This is a genomic window from Streptomyces sp. NPDC047014 (assembly GCF_040644195.1).
GTDB lineage: Bacteria > Actinomycetota > Actinomycetes > Streptomycetales > Streptomycetaceae > Streptomyces.
Genome location: NZ_JBEYVX010000114.1, coordinates 1 through 16,338 on the forward strand (window position 1 = coordinate 1; position 16,338 = coordinate 16,338).

Annotated in this window: 15 protein-coding genes; 5 read left to right on the top strand and 10 right to left on the bottom strand. The window is 73.7% G+C overall.

The features are described 5' to 3' along the window. The 3 genes from ABZ873_RS31450 to ABZ873_RS31460 all read right to left on the bottom strand — a co-directional run. A partial coding sequence (locus tag ABZ873_RS31450) for a lysophospholipid acyltransferase family protein (protein ID WP_360879328.1) occupies positions 1-803 on the bottom strand: 803 nt, incomplete at its 3' end. Beyond that, a complete protein-coding gene (locus ABZ873_RS31455) occupies positions 800-1,633 on the bottom strand; it encodes a GNAT family N-acyltransferase (RefSeq protein WP_360879331.1) in 834 nt (277 codons plus the stop codon). The genes ABZ873_RS31455 and ABZ873_RS31450, both read right to left, overlap by 4 nt. Before the next feature lie 155 nt (positions 1,634-1,788). Next, entirely contained in the window at positions 1,789-3,054 is a 1,266-nt protein-coding gene (locus ABZ873_RS31460; protein ID WP_360879334.1) for an extracellular solute-binding protein, read from the bottom strand. 162 nt (positions 3,055-3,216) lie between these two features. Here ABZ873_RS31460 and ABZ873_RS31465 point away from each other — a divergent pair, with 162 nt between their 5' ends. After that, positions 3,217-3,432, top strand: coding sequence for a dodecin (locus ABZ873_RS31465; protein ID WP_360879336.1), 216 nt, complete (start codon positions 3,217-3,219; stop codon positions 3,430-3,432). A 33-nt stretch (positions 3,433-3,465) separates the two neighbouring features. Here the strand turns inward: ABZ873_RS31465 and ABZ873_RS31470 are convergent, their stop codons facing one another. Together ABZ873_RS31470 and ABZ873_RS31475 are read right to left on the bottom strand one after the other, a co-directional pair. Further along, the gene (locus ABZ873_RS31470) at positions 3,466-3,966 is read right to left on the bottom strand and encodes a hypothetical protein (protein WP_360879339.1); all 501 of its coding nucleotides are present in this window, start codon (positions 3,964-3,966) and stop codon (positions 3,466-3,468) included. Further along, entirely contained in the window at positions 3,959-4,630 is a 672-nt protein-coding gene (locus tag ABZ873_RS31475) for a hypothetical protein (protein WP_360879342.1), read from the bottom strand. The genes ABZ873_RS31470 and ABZ873_RS31475 overlap by 8 nt, the downstream gene beginning before the upstream one ends. A gap of 184 nt (positions 4,631-4,814) precedes the next feature. On the opposite strand from ABZ873_RS31475, the gene ABZ873_RS31480 reads away from it, so the two are divergent. The 3 genes from ABZ873_RS31480 to ABZ873_RS31490 are packed head-to-tail and all read left to right on the top strand — an operon-like array spanning position 4,815 to position 8,648. Beyond that, on the top strand, positions 4,815-5,198 hold the full coding sequence (locus ABZ873_RS31480; RefSeq protein ID WP_360879345.1) for a BlaI/MecI/CopY family transcriptional regulator: 384 nt from the start codon (positions 4,815-4,817) through the stop codon (positions 5,196-5,198). A gap of 5 nt (positions 5,199-5,203) precedes the next feature. Next, on the top strand, positions 5,204-6,196 hold the full coding sequence (locus tag ABZ873_RS31485) for a M56 family metallopeptidase (protein ID WP_360879365.1): 993 nt from the start codon (positions 5,204-5,206) through the stop codon (positions 6,194-6,196). A 40-nt stretch (positions 6,197-6,236) separates the two neighbouring features. Beyond that, a complete protein-coding gene (locus ABZ873_RS31490; RefSeq protein ID WP_360879348.1) occupies positions 6,237-8,648 on the top strand; it encodes an excinuclease ABC subunit UvrA in 2,412 nt (803 codons plus the stop codon). Between the two features lie 9 nt (positions 8,649-8,657). On the opposite strand, the gene ABZ873_RS31495 is transcribed toward ABZ873_RS31490, so the two are convergent. From ABZ873_RS31495 to ABZ873_RS31510, 4 genes are all read right to left on the bottom strand, one after another. Further along, positions 8,658-9,308: a hypothetical protein gene (locus tag ABZ873_RS31495; RefSeq protein ID WP_360879351.1), complete on the bottom strand. Its 651-nt coding sequence runs from the start codon at positions 9,306-9,308 to the stop codon at positions 8,658-8,660. Positions 9,309-9,467: 159 nt separating this feature from the next. Beyond that, complete coding sequence (locus ABZ873_RS31500) at positions 9,468-10,214, bottom strand: succinate dehydrogenase/fumarate reductase iron-sulfur subunit (RefSeq protein WP_360879353.1); 747 nt, start codon at positions 10,212-10,214, stop codon at positions 9,468-9,470. Next, positions 10,211-12,160 carry a fumarate reductase/succinate dehydrogenase flavoprotein subunit gene (locus ABZ873_RS31505; protein WP_360879356.1) on the bottom strand — a complete coding sequence of 650 codons (1,950 nt, stop codon included), beginning with the start codon at positions 12,158-12,160 and terminating at the stop codon, positions 10,211-10,213. Before ABZ873_RS31505 ends, ABZ873_RS31500 begins: the two co-directional genes overlap by 4 nt. Before the next feature lie 2 nt (positions 12,161-12,162). Beyond that, a complete protein-coding gene (locus ABZ873_RS31510; protein WP_360879359.1) occupies positions 12,163-12,867 on the bottom strand; it encodes a succinate dehydrogenase in 705 nt (234 codons plus the stop codon). 95 nt (positions 12,868-12,962) lie between these two features. On the opposite strand from ABZ873_RS31510, the gene ABZ873_RS31515 reads away from it, so the two are divergent. Then, entirely contained in the window at positions 12,963-13,841 is an 879-nt protein-coding gene (locus ABZ873_RS31515) for a LysR substrate-binding domain-containing protein (RefSeq protein ID WP_360879362.1), read from the top strand. Positions 13,842-14,091: 250 nt separating this feature from the next. On the opposite strand, the gene ABZ873_RS31520 is transcribed toward ABZ873_RS31515, so the two are convergent. Continuing rightward, the gene (locus tag ABZ873_RS31520; RefSeq protein ID WP_360879368.1) at positions 14,092-16,233 is read right to left on the bottom strand and encodes an EAL domain-containing protein; all 2,142 of its coding nucleotides are present in this window, start codon (positions 16,231-16,233) and stop codon (positions 14,092-14,094) included. Between the last annotated feature and the right edge of the window lie 105 nt (positions 16,234-16,338).

Sequence of the window (16,338 nt, forward strand, 5' to 3'; positions counted from 1 at the left end):
GCCTGCCGTGAGGCGCAGGCGGCGACGGCCCGCTGGGCGGCCGCCGCGAGCTCCCGCCGGCCGGTGTACCGGCCCGGCGGGATGCGCGGCGGCAGGGTGACCTCGGCCCGTATCCCGCGGGCGCGGGCGATCCGCCACAGGGAGGCGGTGAGCGGGTCGTCACCGACGAAGGCGGGCGCTCCGGCCGGGCTCCCGTCGGCATGGAGGTAGGCGAGGTGCACGGGCTGTACGGGGACCCGGGCGTCCAGGGCCGCCTGGAAGGCGGCGCGGCGGAAGGTGCCCCGGTCGCGGCCGCACCAGGTGGAGCCCTCGGGGAAGACGGTGACCCGGTCGCCCGCCCGCAGGGCCCGGCCGATGGCCGTGACGGTGGCGGGCAGGGCCCGGATCCGGTCGCGCTCGATGAACAGGGTGCCGGCCTGTCCGGCGAGCCGGCCGAGGAGGGGCCAGGAGCGGATGTCGCTCTTGGCGAGCATCCGGCAGGGGATGACGGCGGCGACGAGCGGGATGTCGAGCCAGGAGATGTGGTTGGGGACGAGCAGGCGGCCGCCGCGGGGTCCCGGCGCGCCGTGCACGGTGATCCGTATGCCGAAGGCCCGTACGAGGGCGGCCGCCCAGGCCCGAACCACCGCGTGGCGGGGGCTGGCCGGCAGCAGCCGGACGGGCGGGGCGGCCAGGATGCCCAGCAGGATCAGGGCCGCGGCGGCGGTGAGCCGCAGCACGGCGTGCGGAAGGCTCGCGGTGCGGTCCTCGTGGCCGGCGCAGGCCGCGGGGGTGCAGGGCGAGGTGGGCAGCCAGACGCTCATGCGCCCGGGAGCAGCGAGCGGAAGTGCTTGAGGTAGCGCGGGTTGGTACGGCGCAGCGAGAGCAGGACGTACAGGTCGGCGCAGCCGAAGGCGGCGTCCAGGGCCGGTTCCCCGCAGACCCAGGCGCCGAGGCGGAGGTAGCCGCGCAGCAGCGGGGGCAGTTCGGTGCGCTCGGGGAAGCTGATGCCCTCGGGGTTCCAGGGGATGTGCGGGGTGACGCGGTACTCGGCGGGGGCGGAGCTGCGGGCCAGGGCGGCCTTGCGGGTGGCGGCGGCGAGGACCCCGCCGTCGGCGAGGGGGACGGAGCAGCAGCCGGCGAGCCAGTTGTGGCCGGTGCGGTCCATGTAGTGGGCGAGTCCGGCCCAGATGAGAGCGATGACGGCGCCGTTGCGGTGGTCGGGGTGGACGCAGGAGCGGCCGACCTCGACCAGGTCGGGGCGGATGGGCGCGAGGGCGGAGAGGTCGAACTCGCTCTCGGAGTAGAGCCGGCCGGCGACGGCGGCGCGCTCCGGGGGCAGCATCCGGTAGGTGCCGACGACCTGCCCGCTCTCCTCGTCGAGGACGAGGAGGTGGTCGCAGTACGCGTCGAAGGCGTCGGCGTCGAGGCCGGGCTCGGGCCCGTCGAGGCGGGCGCCGAGCTCTCCGGCGAAGACCTGGTGGCGCAGCCGCTGTGCGGCGCGTACCTCGTCCTCGTCCCGGGCGAGCCGCACGGTGTAGTGCGGGGCGGGCGCGGCGGGCGCGAGGAGGGGGGACACGGAGGGCGTCGGTGACGGCGGGGACGTCAGGGGCGACGCGGGTGCGGGGGACGGGGACAGGGGGGCGATGGTCATGGCGGCTCCTGATCCGGGCGCGGAGGGCCGGCCCGGCAGGTGGCCGGTCCGGCTCCTCTACTTCTTCCGTGACCGGCTGGATTCGACATGACCGCTCTGCGGCCCGCGGATGTGCGGAGGCTGAACTCGATGGGAGGCCGGCGGACCGGCCGCCGTCAGCGGTCGGAGCTGAGGACGCGCCCGATCTCCTCGGAGGCCGCCCGGGCCGCCTGCTTGGGGTCCTGGCCGGTGAGCACGGCCGTCATATAGGGCTTGATCGGGTTCTTGGCCTCGACCTCGGCCCAGCGGGCGGAGGTGGGCGTGGCCCGTCCCTGGGCGGCGCCGGGGGCCATGGCGGCGGCGCCCTCGTTGCCCGCGACGACATGGGCGAGGGTGGTCTTGTTCGGTACGTAGCTCATGGTGCGGGCGAGCTCGGTCTGCCACTTCTCGCTCACGAGGGCGGTGATCACCGCGACGGCGTCCTTACGGTGCTTCGTGCGCTCGGGGATGATCAGGTCGGAGCCTCCGGTGAAGACGGAGCCCGCCTTGTCGGTGGTCTTGCCGGGGATCGGGAAGAAGCCGAGCTTCCCTTTCAGCGCGGGGTTGGCCTCCTCGATCGCGGCGACCTGGCCGGGCGGGGCGATGATCTGGGCGACCTGGCCGCGGGCGAAGACCTGCGACTGCGGGGGCGTCTCCTCGTCGGCCGCCTTCGGGCCGTCGCCGAGGGCCTGGAGCTGCTTGTAGAAGTCCATGCCGGCGAGGGCCTTCTCGTCGTCGAGGGAGCCCACCCACTTGCCGCCGGTCTCGACGGCGAGTTCGCCGCCCTCGTCCCAGACGAACCCGGCGAGGACGTACCAGTTCTGGCCGGGCAGGTAGATGCCCTGCTGCTCGCCCTTGTCGAGCTTCTGGGTGGCCTGGATCCACTCCTGGCGGTTCCTGGGCGGGGTCTTGATGCCCGCGTTCGCGAAGAGGTCCTTGTGGTAGACGACCACGCGGTTGGCGGCGTACCAGGGGATGCCGTACTGGGCGCCGTTGACGGCGCCCGGCTCCGCGAGGCCCTTGAGCCAGTCCTTGCTGCCCCATTCGCGCAGCCCTTCGAGGGTGAGCTCGGAGAGGCCGCCGGTCTCGATGTAGCGGGCGACCTGGGTGTTGCCGACCTCGATGACGTCGGCGCCCTCCTTCGCCGTGCCGTCGAGCACGGCGGTGACCTTGTCGCCGATGCCGGTCCACTCCTGGATCCTGACGTCGAGGTCGATGCCGGGGTGCTCGGTCTCGAAGGTGGTGGTGAACCGGTCGACGAAGTCCTCGGACGCGCTGCCCTTCATCAGCCAGAGGGTCACCTTCTGCCGGCCGTCGGCCTGGCCGGCCGACTGGCCGCAGCCCGTGAGGGAGCTCGCGGCCACGAGGGCGGCGGCGCACACGGCGAGGGAGCGCATCTTCAAGAGGTCACCTTCCGGGATCGGTCTCAGATGGCTCGAAATTGGCATAGACCAATAGGCCGGTCAAGGGTCTTTCGCTCGGGATTGTTCGCCCAAAGTTCGCGGAGCCGGACGTACTGGGGCACCGTAGAACCAGGCAAAAGCCACCCACCGTCGGGAGACCCCATGTCCAACCACACCTACCGGGTGACCGAAATCGTCGGCACGTCCCAGGAGGGCATCGATCAGGCCATCCGCAACGGAGTCGCGCGGGCCGGCCAGACGCTGCGCAATCTGGACTGGTTCGAGGTCGTCCAGGTGCGCGGCCACATCGAGAACGGCGAGATCGCCCATTACCAGGTGGGACTCAAGGTGGGCTTCCGCCTGGAGGGCGAGGACTGAGCCCGCGTCACCTCCCGTAGGACCCCTCCCCCGTCAGGTCCGGCCCTCGATCTCCTGTCCGGACCTGAGCTCGGGCGCCTCCGCCGCCCAGTCGGCCAGGACCACGCGGTAGCCGGCGGCCCGCGCGGCCTGGCAGACCAGCTCGTCGTCGTCCACGAGCATGCGCACCTCGCGGCCCCGGGCGATCCGCCCCAGCACCTCCAGCTTGGTCGTGCGGGCCGGGCGGCGGTCCTGGTTGCCGCGCATCCACAGCCGCCCCTCGGGCAGCCCGTGCCGGGTGAGCCATTCCAGGGTGTCGGCCCGGCACCGCTCGGGCCGCCCGGTCAGATACGCCACCTCGCAGTCGGCGGCGCTCTCCACGGCCAGCGCGATCCCGCGCGCGAGCGGCGGATCGGCCGGCGCGGCGGTGAAGAAGCCCGCCCAGTCGCGCGGCCGCCGCTCCAGGAAGTGCTGGCGGTGGCCGGTGTCGGCAAGGGTGTTGTCGATGTCGAAAACGGCCAGCGGCCGCTTCGGTGCCGCGCTCTTCTCAGTCATCCGGCCAGCGTAGGCCGCCCTGTCCGGTGACAGGCCCGGGCGGGCCGTCGATGCGGCGGAGGAAGCGGGTGGCGGCCTCCTCCTCGGGCGGCGCCAGGACCAGCCGGGCGGGATCGGGGCAGGTGGCCAGCGCGCGCAGCAGGGTGCGGGTGTCGTGGTCGTCGGCGTTCAGGACGCCGAGGACGCGGCCGACGCGGTCCGTGACCTCCGCCGGGGTCTCCGGGCGGAGCCCGTACTCGCCCCCGTACCAGTCGCCCGCCTCTTCGAGGAGGGCGTACAGGCCCTCGTGGTCGTCGGCGTGGGCCAGGGCGCGCAGGCAGAGCCGGTGGAATCCGTTCAGGGTGTCGATGTCGGCCTGGTCGACGGACGCCGCGTACAGGGCGACGCGCTCGCCTCCGCCGTCGCCGCGCTCCGATTCGTCCTCGACGGCGCCCTCGTACGTACGCAGGGAATCGGGCAGGGCCTGGTGGATGTTGAGGAGGGCTCGGCGGCAGGCGGTGCCGTCCAGGTCCGGCGGCAGGCCCCAGATGTCCTCGGGCTCGAAGAGCGTGCGGAAGGTCATCCCGTCGAGCCAGCTGAGCAGCGGCTCGTCCAGCTGGTGGAGCGCGCTCAGGAAGGCGGGATGAGCGGGGAGCAGGCGCAGCGAGGAAGACACGGCTGTCACTGGCTCCTCATCGGAAGATCGCAAGAAGGGGGTGTCGCGGCGATGCGCCGGGGCGCACGGGGCACGGCCCTACCGGGCTACGGGCGGGAGGCCGCGGGCGGTAGGTTAGGGCTACCTTAGAAGATTCCCGACTGTTCGGCTACGTCGATGTAGTCACACCGGGGGCGGAGGATGGGAGACACGGATGGCGGGCAGAGGCGGCGACGAGAGACGTCCGCACGGCGAACTCGTCGCGGCGGTGCTGGCGGTGCTGTGGGAATCGGGTGAGCCGATGACCGCGCAGCAGGTCAACGCCGCCCTGGACCGGGACCTGGCCAGGACCACCACCTCGACGATCCTGCTCCGCCTGTTCGAGAAGGGCACCCTGCGGCGGGTCCCGGCCGGGCGCGGGTTCGCCTACCAGCCGGTCGAGGACGCCGCGGGTCTGACGGCCGGGCGCATGCGCCGTGAACTGGACAGCGACCCGCGGCGCGAGCTGGTGCTCAAGCGCTTCGTGTCCTCCCTCTCGGAGGATGACGAGGACACGCTGCGGCGGCTCCTGGACGAGGCCGAGGGCCGCACCGAGTGACGTACATGCTGCTGCTGGTCTTCGCCACCCTCGCCTTCCCGTGGGTCGGCGCGGCCGTCGCGGGGCGCGTGGCCCGGGCCCTGCCGCCCCGCTGGGCGTGCTGGGCGCTGACGGCCTCCGCCCTGCTGCTCGCCGGCGGGACGCTCTCCGCGCTGATCGGCCTGTTCCACGTGCCCTTCCTCGCCTCCCTGGAGAACCTGCCCCTCTCCCGGACGGTGCGCGAGTGGCCGGCCGTCCTGCCGCTCGCGGGCGCCGCCGGGGCACTGCTGCTCCTCCAGTCCGTGCTGCTGGCCCGGCGCTGGCTGCGCCACCGGCGCGTGCTCAAGCTGGCCTGGCTTTCAGCACAGGAGGGCGTCGGCGACGGCGATGTCCTCGTCGTGCCCGGCGCCGAGGCCGACGCCTACGCCCTGCCGGGACACCGGGGCCGGCCGGGCAAGGTCGTGATCACCTCCGGGATGATCCGGTCCCTGAAACCCGAGGAGCGCGAGGTGCTGCTCGCCCACGAGCGGGCGCACCTCGCCGGGCGTCACCACCTGCTGTCGGCCGCGGTGGACCTCACCGCGACCGTCCACCCCGCGATCACGCGTCTGCGGCGGGCCCTCGCCTTCCACCTGGAGCGCTGGGCGGACGAGGAGGCGGCCAGGGCGGTGGGCGACCGCCGGACCGCCGCGGCGGCCGTCGCGCGCGCCGCCCTCGCCGGATCGGCCCGCGGCGAGGGCCGCGGGTTCCCCCTGCTGTCGGCGACGAGCGGCCCGGTGCCGCTGAGGGTCCGCGCCCTGCTGGGTCCGGCCCCGGCCGGCCCCCACGGCGGTGCGCGCCGGGCCGGCCTCACCGGCCTGGCCGGGTCCGTCCTGCTCGCGGCGGTACTGGCCCTGGTGATGGCCTACGGACTGCACGAGTACGTGGAGTACTCCGCGCGGCAGCTCCTCGGCGTCCCCGCCAGCTGCTCGGACCTCTGGGGCACCTTCGACGACGTCCTCGGCGTCGGCGGCAGGTAGCCCCGCCCCCGCCGGACGGGCGGCCACTAAACTGGGGCGAATGCACCAGCCCACCGCACCCCAGGCCCCCAGCGACCCCTTCGTACGGGTGCGGGGTGCCCGGGAGCACAATCTGCGCGGGGTCGACGTGGACATTCCGCGCGACGCCCTGACCGTGTTCACCGGGGTCTCCGGATCCGGGAAGAGCTCGCTCGCCTTCGGCACGCTCTACGCCGAGGCCCAGCGGCGGTACTTCGAGTCCGTGGCCCCGTACGCCCGGCGGCTGATCCACCAGATCGGCGCGCCCGAGGTGGACTCCGTCACCGGGCTGCCGCCCGCCGTCTCCCTGGAGCAGCGCCGCTCCTCCCCCGGCTCGCGCTCCTCCGTGGGCACGGTGACCCTGCTGTCCAACTCGCTGCGGATGCTCTACTCGCGGGCCGGCAGCTACCCGCCGGGGGCGGAGCCGCTGGACTCCGACGCCTTCTCCCCCAACACCGCCGCCGGGGCCTGCCCTTCCTGCCACGGGATCGGCCGGATCCACCGCACCAGCGAGGAACTGCTCGTCCCCGATCCCGCGCTGTCGATCCGCCAGGGGGCCATCGCCGCCTGGCCCGGCGCCTGGCAGGGCAAGAACCTGCGGGACATCCTGGACACGCTCGGCCACGACGTGGACCGGCCCTGGCGGGAGCTGCCCGCGAAGGACCGCGAGTGGATCCTCTTCACCGAGGAGCAGCCGGTGGTGACCGTGCACCCGGTGCGGGACGCCGAGCGGATCCAGCGGCCGTACCAGGGCACGTACATGAGCGCGCACCGCTATGTGATGCGGACCTTCTCCGACACCAGAAGCGCGACCCTGCGGGCGAAGGCCGAGAGGTTCCTCACCGACGCGCCGTGCCCGGTGTGCGAGGGGCGGCGGCTGCGCCCCGAGGCCCTGGCCGTCACCTTCGCGGGGCGCACCGTCGCGGAGCTCGCGGCGCTGGCGCTGACCGACCTGGATTCCGTACTGGCCTCCGCGCGCCCGGACGGGGAGGCGGCGCGGGTACTCACCGAGGATCTGCGGTCGCGGATCGGGCCGGTCGTGGAGCTGGGGCTCGGCTATCTGAGCCTGGACCGGACCGCGCCGACGCTCTCGGCGGGCGAGCTCCAGCGGCTGCGGCTGGCGACGCAGCTGCGGTCGGGGCTGTTCGGGGTGGTGTACGTCCTGGACGAGCCGTCGGCCGGCCTGCACCCCGCCGACACCGAGGCGCTGCTCGGCGTACTGGACCGGCTCAAGGAGGCGGGGAACACCGTCTTCGTGGTGGAGCACCACCTGGACGTGGTGCGGCACGCGGACTGGCTCGTGGACGTGGGCCCGCTGGCCGGGGAGCGCGGCGGGCGGGTGCTGCACAGCGGGCCGCCGGAGGAGCTGGCGGGGGTGGCGGAGTCGGCGACGGGCCGTCACCTGTTCGCGGCGCGGGAGCAGCAGGGCCCGGCCCGGACGGTGCGCAGGCCGACCGGGGAGGTACGGCTGACCGGGGTGGACCGGCACAACCTGCGGGATGTGGAGGCGCGGTTCCCGCTCGGGGTGTTCACGGCCGTCACGGGGGTGTCGGGCTCGGGGAAGTCCACGCTGGTGGGCCAGGTCCTGGCCCGGGAGGCCGAGGAGCGGATCGGCGGGCCGGGGTTCCCGGTGCGGCGGCTGGTGGAGGTGGACCAGAAGCCGATCGGCCGGACGCCCCGGTCCAACCTGGCCACGTACACAGGGCTGTTCGACGTGGTGCGCAAGCTGTTCACGGCGGCTCCGGAGGCGCGGGCGCGCGGCTGGAAGGCGGGCCGGTTCTCCTTCAACGTGCCGGGCGGGCGCTGCGAGACCTGCCAGGGCGAGGGCTTCGTCTCGGTGGAGCTGCTGTTCCTGCCCCGGACGTACGCCCCCTGCCCCGACTGCGGCGGGGCGCGCTACAACCCCGAGACGCTGGAGGTCCGGTACGCGGGGCTGACCATCGCGGAGGTGCTGGCGCTGACGGTGGAGTCCGCGGCGGGCTTCTTCGCGGAGGTCCCGGCGGCGGCGCGGAGCCTGCGGGCGCTGGAGGACATCGGGCTGGGCTACCTGCGGCTGGGGCAGCCGGCGACCGAGCTGTCGGGCGGTGAGGCGCAGCGCATCAAGCTGGCGACGGAGCTCCAGCGGCAGCGCCGCGACCACACCCTGTACCTGCTGGACGAGCCGACGACGGGGCTGCATCCGGCGGATGTGCGGGTGCTGCTGCGGCAGTTGCACGGGCTGGTGGACGCCGGGCACTCGGTGGTGGTCGTGGAGCACGACATGGACGTGGTGGCGGGCGCGGACTGGGTGATCGACCTCGGGCCGGGCGGGGGCGCGGAGGGCGGCCGGGTGGTGGCCGCGGGCACTCCGGCGGAAGTGGCCGCGGCGGGGACGGGCCGCACGGCGCCGTATCTGGCGCGGGCCCTCGGGGCGGGCGCGGGAGGAGCCGGCTGACCGGGCGGGTCAGGCGTCGCCGGGCAGGAGCTGCTGGGGGATCTCGCGGAAGCTCCAGCGGCCGCGGGTACGGGTGAACTGCCAGACGAGGTCGTGCCGGTCGGGCCAGCCGGCGGGGACCCCGATGACCTGGTGGGCGCCGAGCGCGTGGATCAGGCGGGGTACGCCGGTGTGCTCCCAGCAGACCAGGACGGGCATGGGCGCGGCCAGTACCGCGCGGGCGAGGGCCCGTTCGGAGCCGACCGCGAAGGAGGCCCGTACGGGGGTCCGCAGGGCGGTGGCCAGGGCCGCCACGGTCTGCCGGCAGCGGGCGGGGGCCGCCGCGGTGCCGCCCGCGGCGAAGACGGCCGCGGGGCGGGGCAGGGAGGCGGTGCGGGAGGGGGCGAAGAGCCGGGGCAGTGCCTCGGCCCGGCGCCAGCCGCGCCCGGCCAGCGAGCCGGGATCGTCCTCGCCCTCGGCGTCCTGGCCGGTGTCGCCGGCGTACGGCTTCTCCGCGTGCCGGATCACCATGATCAGGGCGTCGCGGGGCTCGGCCCCCGGGCCGTGCGCGGGGGCGCGGGGCGCCTTCTCGGCGGAGCAGCCGGCGACGGCCAGGGGGGCGAGGGCGGCGGCCAGTACGGCTCTGCGGCGCGGTCCGGACCCGGTGGGGGCTTCTGGCATGGGGCCACTGTGTCCCGTGCCCGGGGTGCCGCCGGGGCGCGACGCGGTACGGGGGCGGCGGGTCAGCCGATCGGCGCAGGGACCGGCGGACGGGCCGGTCCCTGCGGCGGGGCGGCCGCCCGGCCCCCTCCGCCCGGCCCCACCGCGGGGCCTACCGGGTCAGCGCGGGCCCTTGCGGAGGGCGCGCAGCCATTCCTTGTTCATCGCGGCGATCGACGGCAGCGGGATGCCCTTCGGGCAGGCCGTGGCGCACTCCCCGGTGAGGGTGCAGCCGCCGAAGCCCTCGTCGTCCATCCGGGCCACCATGTCCAGTACGCGGGTCTCGCGCTCGGGCGAGCCCTGCGGGAGGACGTTGAGGTGGTTGACCTTGGCGGAGGTGAAGAGCATCGCGGAGCCGTTGGGGCAGGCCGCCACGCAGGCCCCGCAGCCGATGCACTCGGCGTGCTCGAAGGCGAAGTCGGCGTCGGCCTTCGGCACGGCGGTGGCGTGCGCCTCGGGGGCGGCGCCGGTGGGGGCGGTGATGTAGCCGCCGGCCTGGATGATCCGGTCGAAGGCGCCCCGGTCGACGACGAGGTCCTTGACCACCGGGAAGGCGGCGGCCCGCCAGGGCTCGACGTCGATGGTGTCGCCGTCGGCGAAGGACCGCATGTGCAGCTGGCAGGTCGTGGTGCGCTCCGGGCCGTGGGCGTCGCCGTTGATGACGAGGCTGCAGGCGCCGCAGATGCCCTCGCGGCAGTCGTGGTCGAAGGCGACCGGGTCCTCTCCGCGCAGGATGAGGTCCTCGTTGAGGGTGTCGAGCATCTCCAGGAAGGACATGTCCTCGGAGATCCCGTCGACCTCGTAGGTGGCCATGTGACCGGGGGCGTCGTTGCCGCGCTGGCGCCAGACGCGCAGGGTGAGCCTCATGCGTAGCTCCGCTGGGTGGGGTGGACGTACTCGAAGACGAGGTCTTCCTTGTGCAGGACGGGGGCGGCGCCGGGGGCGGTGAACTCCCAGGCGGCCGCGTAGGAGAAGGTCTCGTCCTGGCGGGCCGCCTCGCCGTCGGGGGTCTGGGACTCCTCGCGGAAGTGGCCGCCGCAGGACTCGGCGCGGTCGAGCGCGTCGAGGCACATCAGCTCGGCCAGTTCCAGGTAGTCGACGATGCGGTTGGCCTTCTCCAGCGACTGGTTGAACTCGTCGCCGGTGCCGGGGACCTTGATCCGGCGCCAGAACTCCTCGCGGATCTGCGGGATGCGGTCGAGGGCCTTGCGCAGGCCCTGCTCGCTGCGGGCCATGCCGCAGTACTCCCACATGAGTTCGCCGATCTCGCGGTGGAAGGAGTCGGGGGTGCGGTCGCCGTCGACGGCCAGCAGCCGTTCCAGCCGCTCGCGGGTCTCCCGTACGACGGACACCGCCTCGGGGTGGGTGGCGTCGACGGTGTCGCGGTGGGGGTGGCGGGCCAGGTAGTCGTTGATGGTGGAGGGCAGGACGAAGTAGCCGTCGGCGAGGCCCTGCATGAGGGCGGAGGCGCCGAGGCGGTTGGCGCCGTGGTCGGAGAAGTTGGCCTCACCGATCGCGAACAGGCCGGGGACGGTGGTCTGGAGGTCGTAGTCCACCCACAGGCCGCCCATCGTGTAGTGCACGGCGGGGTAGATCCGCATGGGGACCTCGTAGGGGTTCTCGGCGGTGATCCGCTCGTACATCTCGAAGAGGTTGCCGTACTTCTCGGCGACCTTCTCGCGGCCCATGCGGCGGATGGCGTCGGCGAAGTCGAGGTAGACGCCCTGGCCGCCGGGGCCGACGCCGCGGCCCTCGTCGCATACGTTCTTGGCGGCGCGGGAGGCGATGTCGCGGGGCACGAGGTTGCCGAAGGAGGGGTAGATCCGCTCCAGGTAGTAGTCGCGCTCGTCCTCGGGGATGTCGGCGGGGCGGCGGGTGTCGCCCTGGGCCCTGGGCACCCAGATGCGGCCGTCGTTGCGCAGGGACTCGCTCATCAGGGTGAGCTTGGACTGGTGGTCGCCGGTGCGCGGGATGCAGGTGGGGTGGATCTGGGTGAAGCAGGGATTGGCGAAGTAGGCGCCGCGCCGGTGCGCCCGCCAGACGGCGGTCGCGTTGGAGTTCATGGCGTTGGTGGAGAGGTAGAAGACGTTGCCGTAGCCGCCGCTGGCGAGGACCACGGCGTCGGCGAAGTGGGTGGTGATCTCGCCGCTGATCAGGTCGCGGGCGACGATGCCGCGGGCCACGCCGTCGACGACGATCAGGTCGAGCATCTCGGTGCGGGCGTGCATCTCCACGTTCCCGGCGGCGATCTGCCGGGAGAGCGCCTGGTAGGCGCCGAGGAGGAGCTGCTGGCCGGTCTGGCCGCGGGCGTAGAAGGTACGGGAGACCTGGACGCCGCCGAAGGAGCGGGTGTCGAGGAGGCCGCCGTACTCGCGGGCGAAGGGGACGCCCTGCGCGACGCACTGGTCGATGATCTCCACGGAGATCTGGGCGAGGCGGTGCACGTTGGACTCGCGGGCGCGGAAGTCGCCGCCCTTGACGGTGTCGTAGAAGAGGCGGTGCACCGAGTCGCCGTCGTTGCGGTAGTTCTTGGCGGCGTTGATGCCGCCCTGGGCGGCGATGGAGTGGGCCCGGCGCGGGGAGTCGGAGAAGCAGAACTGGACCACGTGGTAGCCCTGTTCGGCGAGGGTGGCGCCGGCGGAGCCGCCGGCGAGGCCGGTGCCGACGACGATGACGGTGTGCTTGCGGCGGTTGGCGGGGTTGACGAGCTTCGCCTCGAAGCGGCGGCGGTCCCAGCGCTCGGCGATGGGGCCCTCGGGGGCCTTGGTGTCGGCGACGGGGGCGCCGGTGGTGTGGTTGGCGTAGCTGCTCATGGTCAGTTCACCACTCCGGTCATGACGGCGACCGGGACGGAGACGAACCCGGCGAACAGGAGGAGGGCCAGGCCGTTGGCCATGGCCTTGAGGGCCTTGTCGCGGCGGGCCCGGCCGGCGCCGAGGGTCTGGGCGGCGGCCCAGAAGCCGTGGCGGACGTGGAGGGCGAGGGCCGTCATGGCGACGAGGTAGACGGTGTTCCCGTACCAGGTGGAGAAGGTCGACAGGACGTTCTCGTAGGGGTGGCCGGCCCAGGCGCGCTCGTTGACCGTGAGGGTGGTCAGGTCGAGGAGGTGCCAGACGATGAACAGGCCGAGGATGACGCCGCCCCAGCGCATGGTGCGGGTGGCGTAGCCGGCCCGGCGCCGTTTGTGGGCGTACTTGACGGGGCGGGCCTTGATGTCGCGGCGGCTGAGCTGGTAGGCGGACACGGCGTGGGCGACGACGGCGGCGACGAGGACCACCCGGACGATCCACAGGGCCCACTCGTAGTGCAGGAAGGGCGAGCCGAGGGTGCGCAGCCAGTGGGCGTAGCCGTTGAACTCCTCGGCCCCGAAGAAGATCTTCAGGTTGCCGAGCATGTGCACGACCAGGTAGCCGAGCATGACGAGCCCGGAGACCGCCATGACGGCCTTCTTGCCGACGGTGGAGTCCCAGAGCGTGCGCGAGGTGGACGGTTTTCGATCCGTCCGCGTTGCCAGAGCCATGTTCTCGACGGTAAGGACGAAGGTCCCGAAAGGTCCAAGACATGATCGAGCTCATCTCGATAGGCGGGGTCTATGGCGGGGGCTAAGCTGGGTGGATGCAGTTCCAGCAGCTCCTGTATTTCGTTGCCGTGGCCGAGACCCGGCACTTCACCCGGGCGGCGGAGCGGGTGCACGTCGCCCAGCCCTCGCTCTCCCAGCAGATCAAGGCGCTGGAGCGGGAGCTGGGCGCCGAGCTGTTCAGCCGGGCCCGGGGCAACATCGCCCTGACCGACGCGGGCGAGGCACTGCTGCCGCTGGCCCGGCGGATCCTCGCGGACGCGGACACGGCGCGGCTGGAGGTGCAGGAGCTGGCGCAGCTGCGGCGCGGGCGGGTGCGGCTGGGGGCCACGCCGAGCGTGTGCACGGGACTGCTGCCGGACGTACTGCGGGCCTTCCACACCGAGCATCCGGGGATCCGGCTGCTGATCGAGGAGAGCGGTTCGCTGGACCTCGTACGGGAGCTGGCGCGCGGGGCGCTGGACCTCGCGCTGGTCGTCCTGCCGCTGCCGCCGTCGGCCCCGGCGCTGACCACGGTGGAGCTGCTGACGGAGGAGCTGGTGGTGGTCTCCTCGGCGGAGCTCCCGCCGCCGGGCGGGGGCGGGGAGCTGACGATCCGGGGGCTGCGCAACCGGCCGATGGTGATGTTCCGGCACGGCTACGACCTGCGGGAGCTGACGGTGGCGGCCTGCCGGGCGGAGGGCTTCGAGCCGGTCTTCACGGTGGAGGGCGGTGAGATGGACGCGGTGCTCGGCTTCGTCCGCGCGGGCCTGGGCGTGGCGGTGGTCCCGGCGATGGTGGCCGACCGCGCCGGCCCGACCCTCCGCGCGACCCGCATCGCCGGTTCACCGCTACGGCGCACCATCGCCCTGGCCCACCGCACGGACGTCGCCCCACCCCGAGCGGCCCGCGAACTCAAGCGGATGCTGGTGGGGTGAACCGGCGGCGGGCGGGCGGGTGCGATGCCCGCCCGCGGGGGGTCGGGCCCGGGGGCGGGGTCAGCCTCGCCGGGGACGCCGCACACGTTCACCCCATAGCGTACGAGGCGGAGCGCCTGCCCGTGGCCGCCGACCTGCTGGCCGACACGGCCCGGCGCTACGAGCGGGTACTCGCCGCCGTCCGCGAACCGGGCCGGGGAACGGAGGCCGGCATGCACCGCGAGGACTGACCGGCCCGGCCCCGCCCGCGTCAGGACGGTGTCGGGACCGCGTCCGAGAGGGAGAGGGTGTGGATGCGGTCGGGGGCGCCGGGGCGGGCGTAGTACCAGCCCTGGGCGGTGTCGCAGCCGAGGGCGCGGAGCTGGGCGGCCTGGGCGCCGGTCTCCACGCCCTCGACGGTGACGGCCAGTTCGAGGCTGTGGGCCAGGGAGACGATGCCCTCCACGATCTTGACGTCGACGGGGTCGGCCGGCTGCTGCTGCATCCCCTGGGTGAAGGAGCGGTCGAGCTTGAGCACGCTGACCGGCAGGCGCCGCAGGTTGGCCAGGTTCGAGTAGCCCGTCCCGAAGTCGTCGAGCGCGATGTCCACGCCCAGGTCCGCGAGTCGGCGCAGGGGCTCCAGCAGTTCGTCGTCGGCGCCGATCAGGGCGGATTCGGTGACCTCCAGGCAGAGCGCGCCCGGGGCGAGGCCGGATTTCTCCAGCACCGCCACGGTGTCGGCGACCAGGCCGGGGTGGTGCAGCTGGGTCGGTGAGAGGTTGACGTTGATCCGCAGGGCCGAGCCGCCGTGCTCGCGCTGCCAGACGCGGGCCTGGCGGACGGACTCCTCCAGCACCCAGCGGCCGAGCGGCACGATCAGCCCGGTGCGTTCCGCGAGCGGGATGAAGCGGTCCGGGCCGAGCACCCCGTACTGCGGGTGGGACCAGCGGACCAGGGCCTCCGCCCCGTGCACGGTGCCGTCGCGCATGTGGACCAGCGGCTGGTACTCGATGAAGAACTCGCCGCGTTCCAGCGCCGCCGGCAGGGCGTTGGTGAGGCCGTGGCGGGTGATGGCGCGGGCGTCGGCCTCGGCGTCGGCGAACTCGAAGCGGTTGCCGCCGGCCGCCTTGGCCCGGTACATCGTGATGTCGGCGCTGCGCAGCACCTCGGCCGGGGTGCGTTCCTTGGCCCGGCCCTCGACGATGCCGATGCTGCCCCGGACCGTCAGCTCCCGGCCCTCCAGCCGGATCGGCGTGGAGAGGGCGGTCAGGATGCGGACCGCGAGGTCGGTGACCTTCTGCTCGGTGTCGCCGCCGGTGGTCAGGGCGACGAACTCGTCCCCGCCGAGCCGGGCGACGACCTCGCCGGGGCCGGTCGCGCAGCTCTGCAGCCGGTCCGCGACCTCCACCAGCAGCCGGTCGCCCGCCGAGTGGCCGAGGCTGTCGTTGACCGCCTTGAAGCCGTCGAGGTCCAGGTAGCACAGGCCGTAGTGGGTGCCGCCGGAGCCGGCGAGGGCCTTCTCCAGCCGCTCGAAGAACAGGGTCCGGTTGGGCAGGCCGGTGAGGGCGTCGTGGGTGGCCTCGTAGCGCAGGCGGAGGTTCAGCAGCCGGCGTTCGGTGGTGTCCTCCATCAGCGCCAGCTGGTACTGCGGCTTGCCCTCGGCGTCGCGCAGCAGGGACACCGTCAGGTTGGTCCACAGGACGGTGCCGTCGTGGCGGTAGTAGGGCTTCTCCACGCGGTAGCTCTCGCGCTCGCCGCGCACCAGCTCCCCGTACATCCGCCAGACGTGCGGGGTGTCGTCCGGGTGCCCCCACTCGCTGACATTGCGGCTGCGGACGTGCCCTTCCAGGCCGCCGAACATCTGGAGCAGGGTGTCGTTGACCTCCAGCACGTTCCCGTCGAGGTCCGCGATGCCGATGCCGACGGCCGCGCCCTCGAAGACCGCGCGGAAGCGCTCCTCGCTGGCGTGCAGGGCCTGCTGGGCGTCGCTGCGGGCGGTCAGCGCGGAGCGCGCGATGGCCTCCTGCTCGCTGAGGGTGCGCTCGCGCAGGGCCCGCGCGTATCCGGCGGCGATGGCGTGCTGGAGCCGGGCGCACCGCGCGTGGTACTCGGCGGTGGCCTCCACGCCGGAGCCCTCCAGCCCGTCGGGGCCGCAGTAGAGCACGAGGTAGGACTCGATCACGCCGAGGGTCCCGGCCAGGGCCTCGGGGTCGGTGCAGTGCACGGCGACGAGTTCGGCGCCCACCCGCTGGGCGACGGCGGCGTCGAAGGGCCGGGCGTGCAGGGCCTCGGTGAGGGTGCGGGTGAGCGGCAGGAGGTGCCGTTCGAACTCGGGCCGGGTCAGCGAGGTCGCCGTGACCGGGAAGATCGCCCGGCCCCAGATCGTCGCGAAGCGGGAGATCCGGTCCTCGATGCCGCCGTGGGGGGAGGCCGCGGACTGCGCGCCCGCGGAAGCAAGCGTGCCCTCCGACGCCTCGCCCGCGGCGCCGAACACCGGCCCGAAGGCGAAGGTGCCGAA

Bases quoted from the DNA above. Each gene is read 5' to 3' on its own strand.
- ABZ873_RS31455 (WP_360879331.1), bottom strand. From the start codon at position 1,633: ATGACCATCGCCCCCCTGTCCCCGTCCCCCGCACCCGCGTCGCCCCTG.
- ABZ873_RS31465 (WP_360879336.1), top strand. From the start codon at position 3,217: ATGTCCAACCACACCTACCGGGTGACCGAAATCGTCGGCACGTCCCAG.
- ABZ873_RS31470 (WP_360879339.1), bottom strand. From the start codon at position 3,966: ATGACTGAGAAGAGCGCGGCACCGAAGCGGCCGCTGGCCGTTTTCGAC.
- ABZ873_RS31480 (WP_360879345.1), top strand. From the start codon at position 4,815: ATGGCGGGCAGAGGCGGCGACGAGAGACGTCCGCACGGCGAACTCGTC.
- ABZ873_RS31485 (WP_360879365.1), top strand. From the start codon at position 5,204: ATGCTGCTGCTGGTCTTCGCCACCCTCGCCTTCCCGTGGGTCGGCGCG.
- ABZ873_RS31490 (WP_360879348.1), top strand. From the start codon at position 6,237: ATGCACCAGCCCACCGCACCCCAGGCCCCCAGCGACCCCTTCGTACGG.
- ABZ873_RS31495 (WP_360879351.1), bottom strand. From the start codon at position 9,308: ATGCCAGAAGCCCCCACCGGGTCCGGACCGCGCCGCAGAGCCGTACTG.
- ABZ873_RS31500 (WP_360879353.1), bottom strand. From the start codon at position 10,214: ATGAGGCTCACCCTGCGCGTCTGGCGCCAGCGCGGCAACGACGCCCCC.
- ABZ873_RS31505 (WP_360879356.1), bottom strand. From the start codon at position 12,160: ATGAGCAGCTACGCCAACCACACCACCGGCGCCCCCGTCGCCGACACC.
- ABZ873_RS31510 (WP_360879359.1), bottom strand. From the start codon at position 12,867: ATGGCTCTGGCAACGCGGACGGATCGAAAACCGTCCACCTCGCGCACG.
- ABZ873_RS31515 (WP_360879362.1), top strand. From the start codon at position 12,963: ATGCAGTTCCAGCAGCTCCTGTATTTCGTTGCCGTGGCCGAGACCCGG.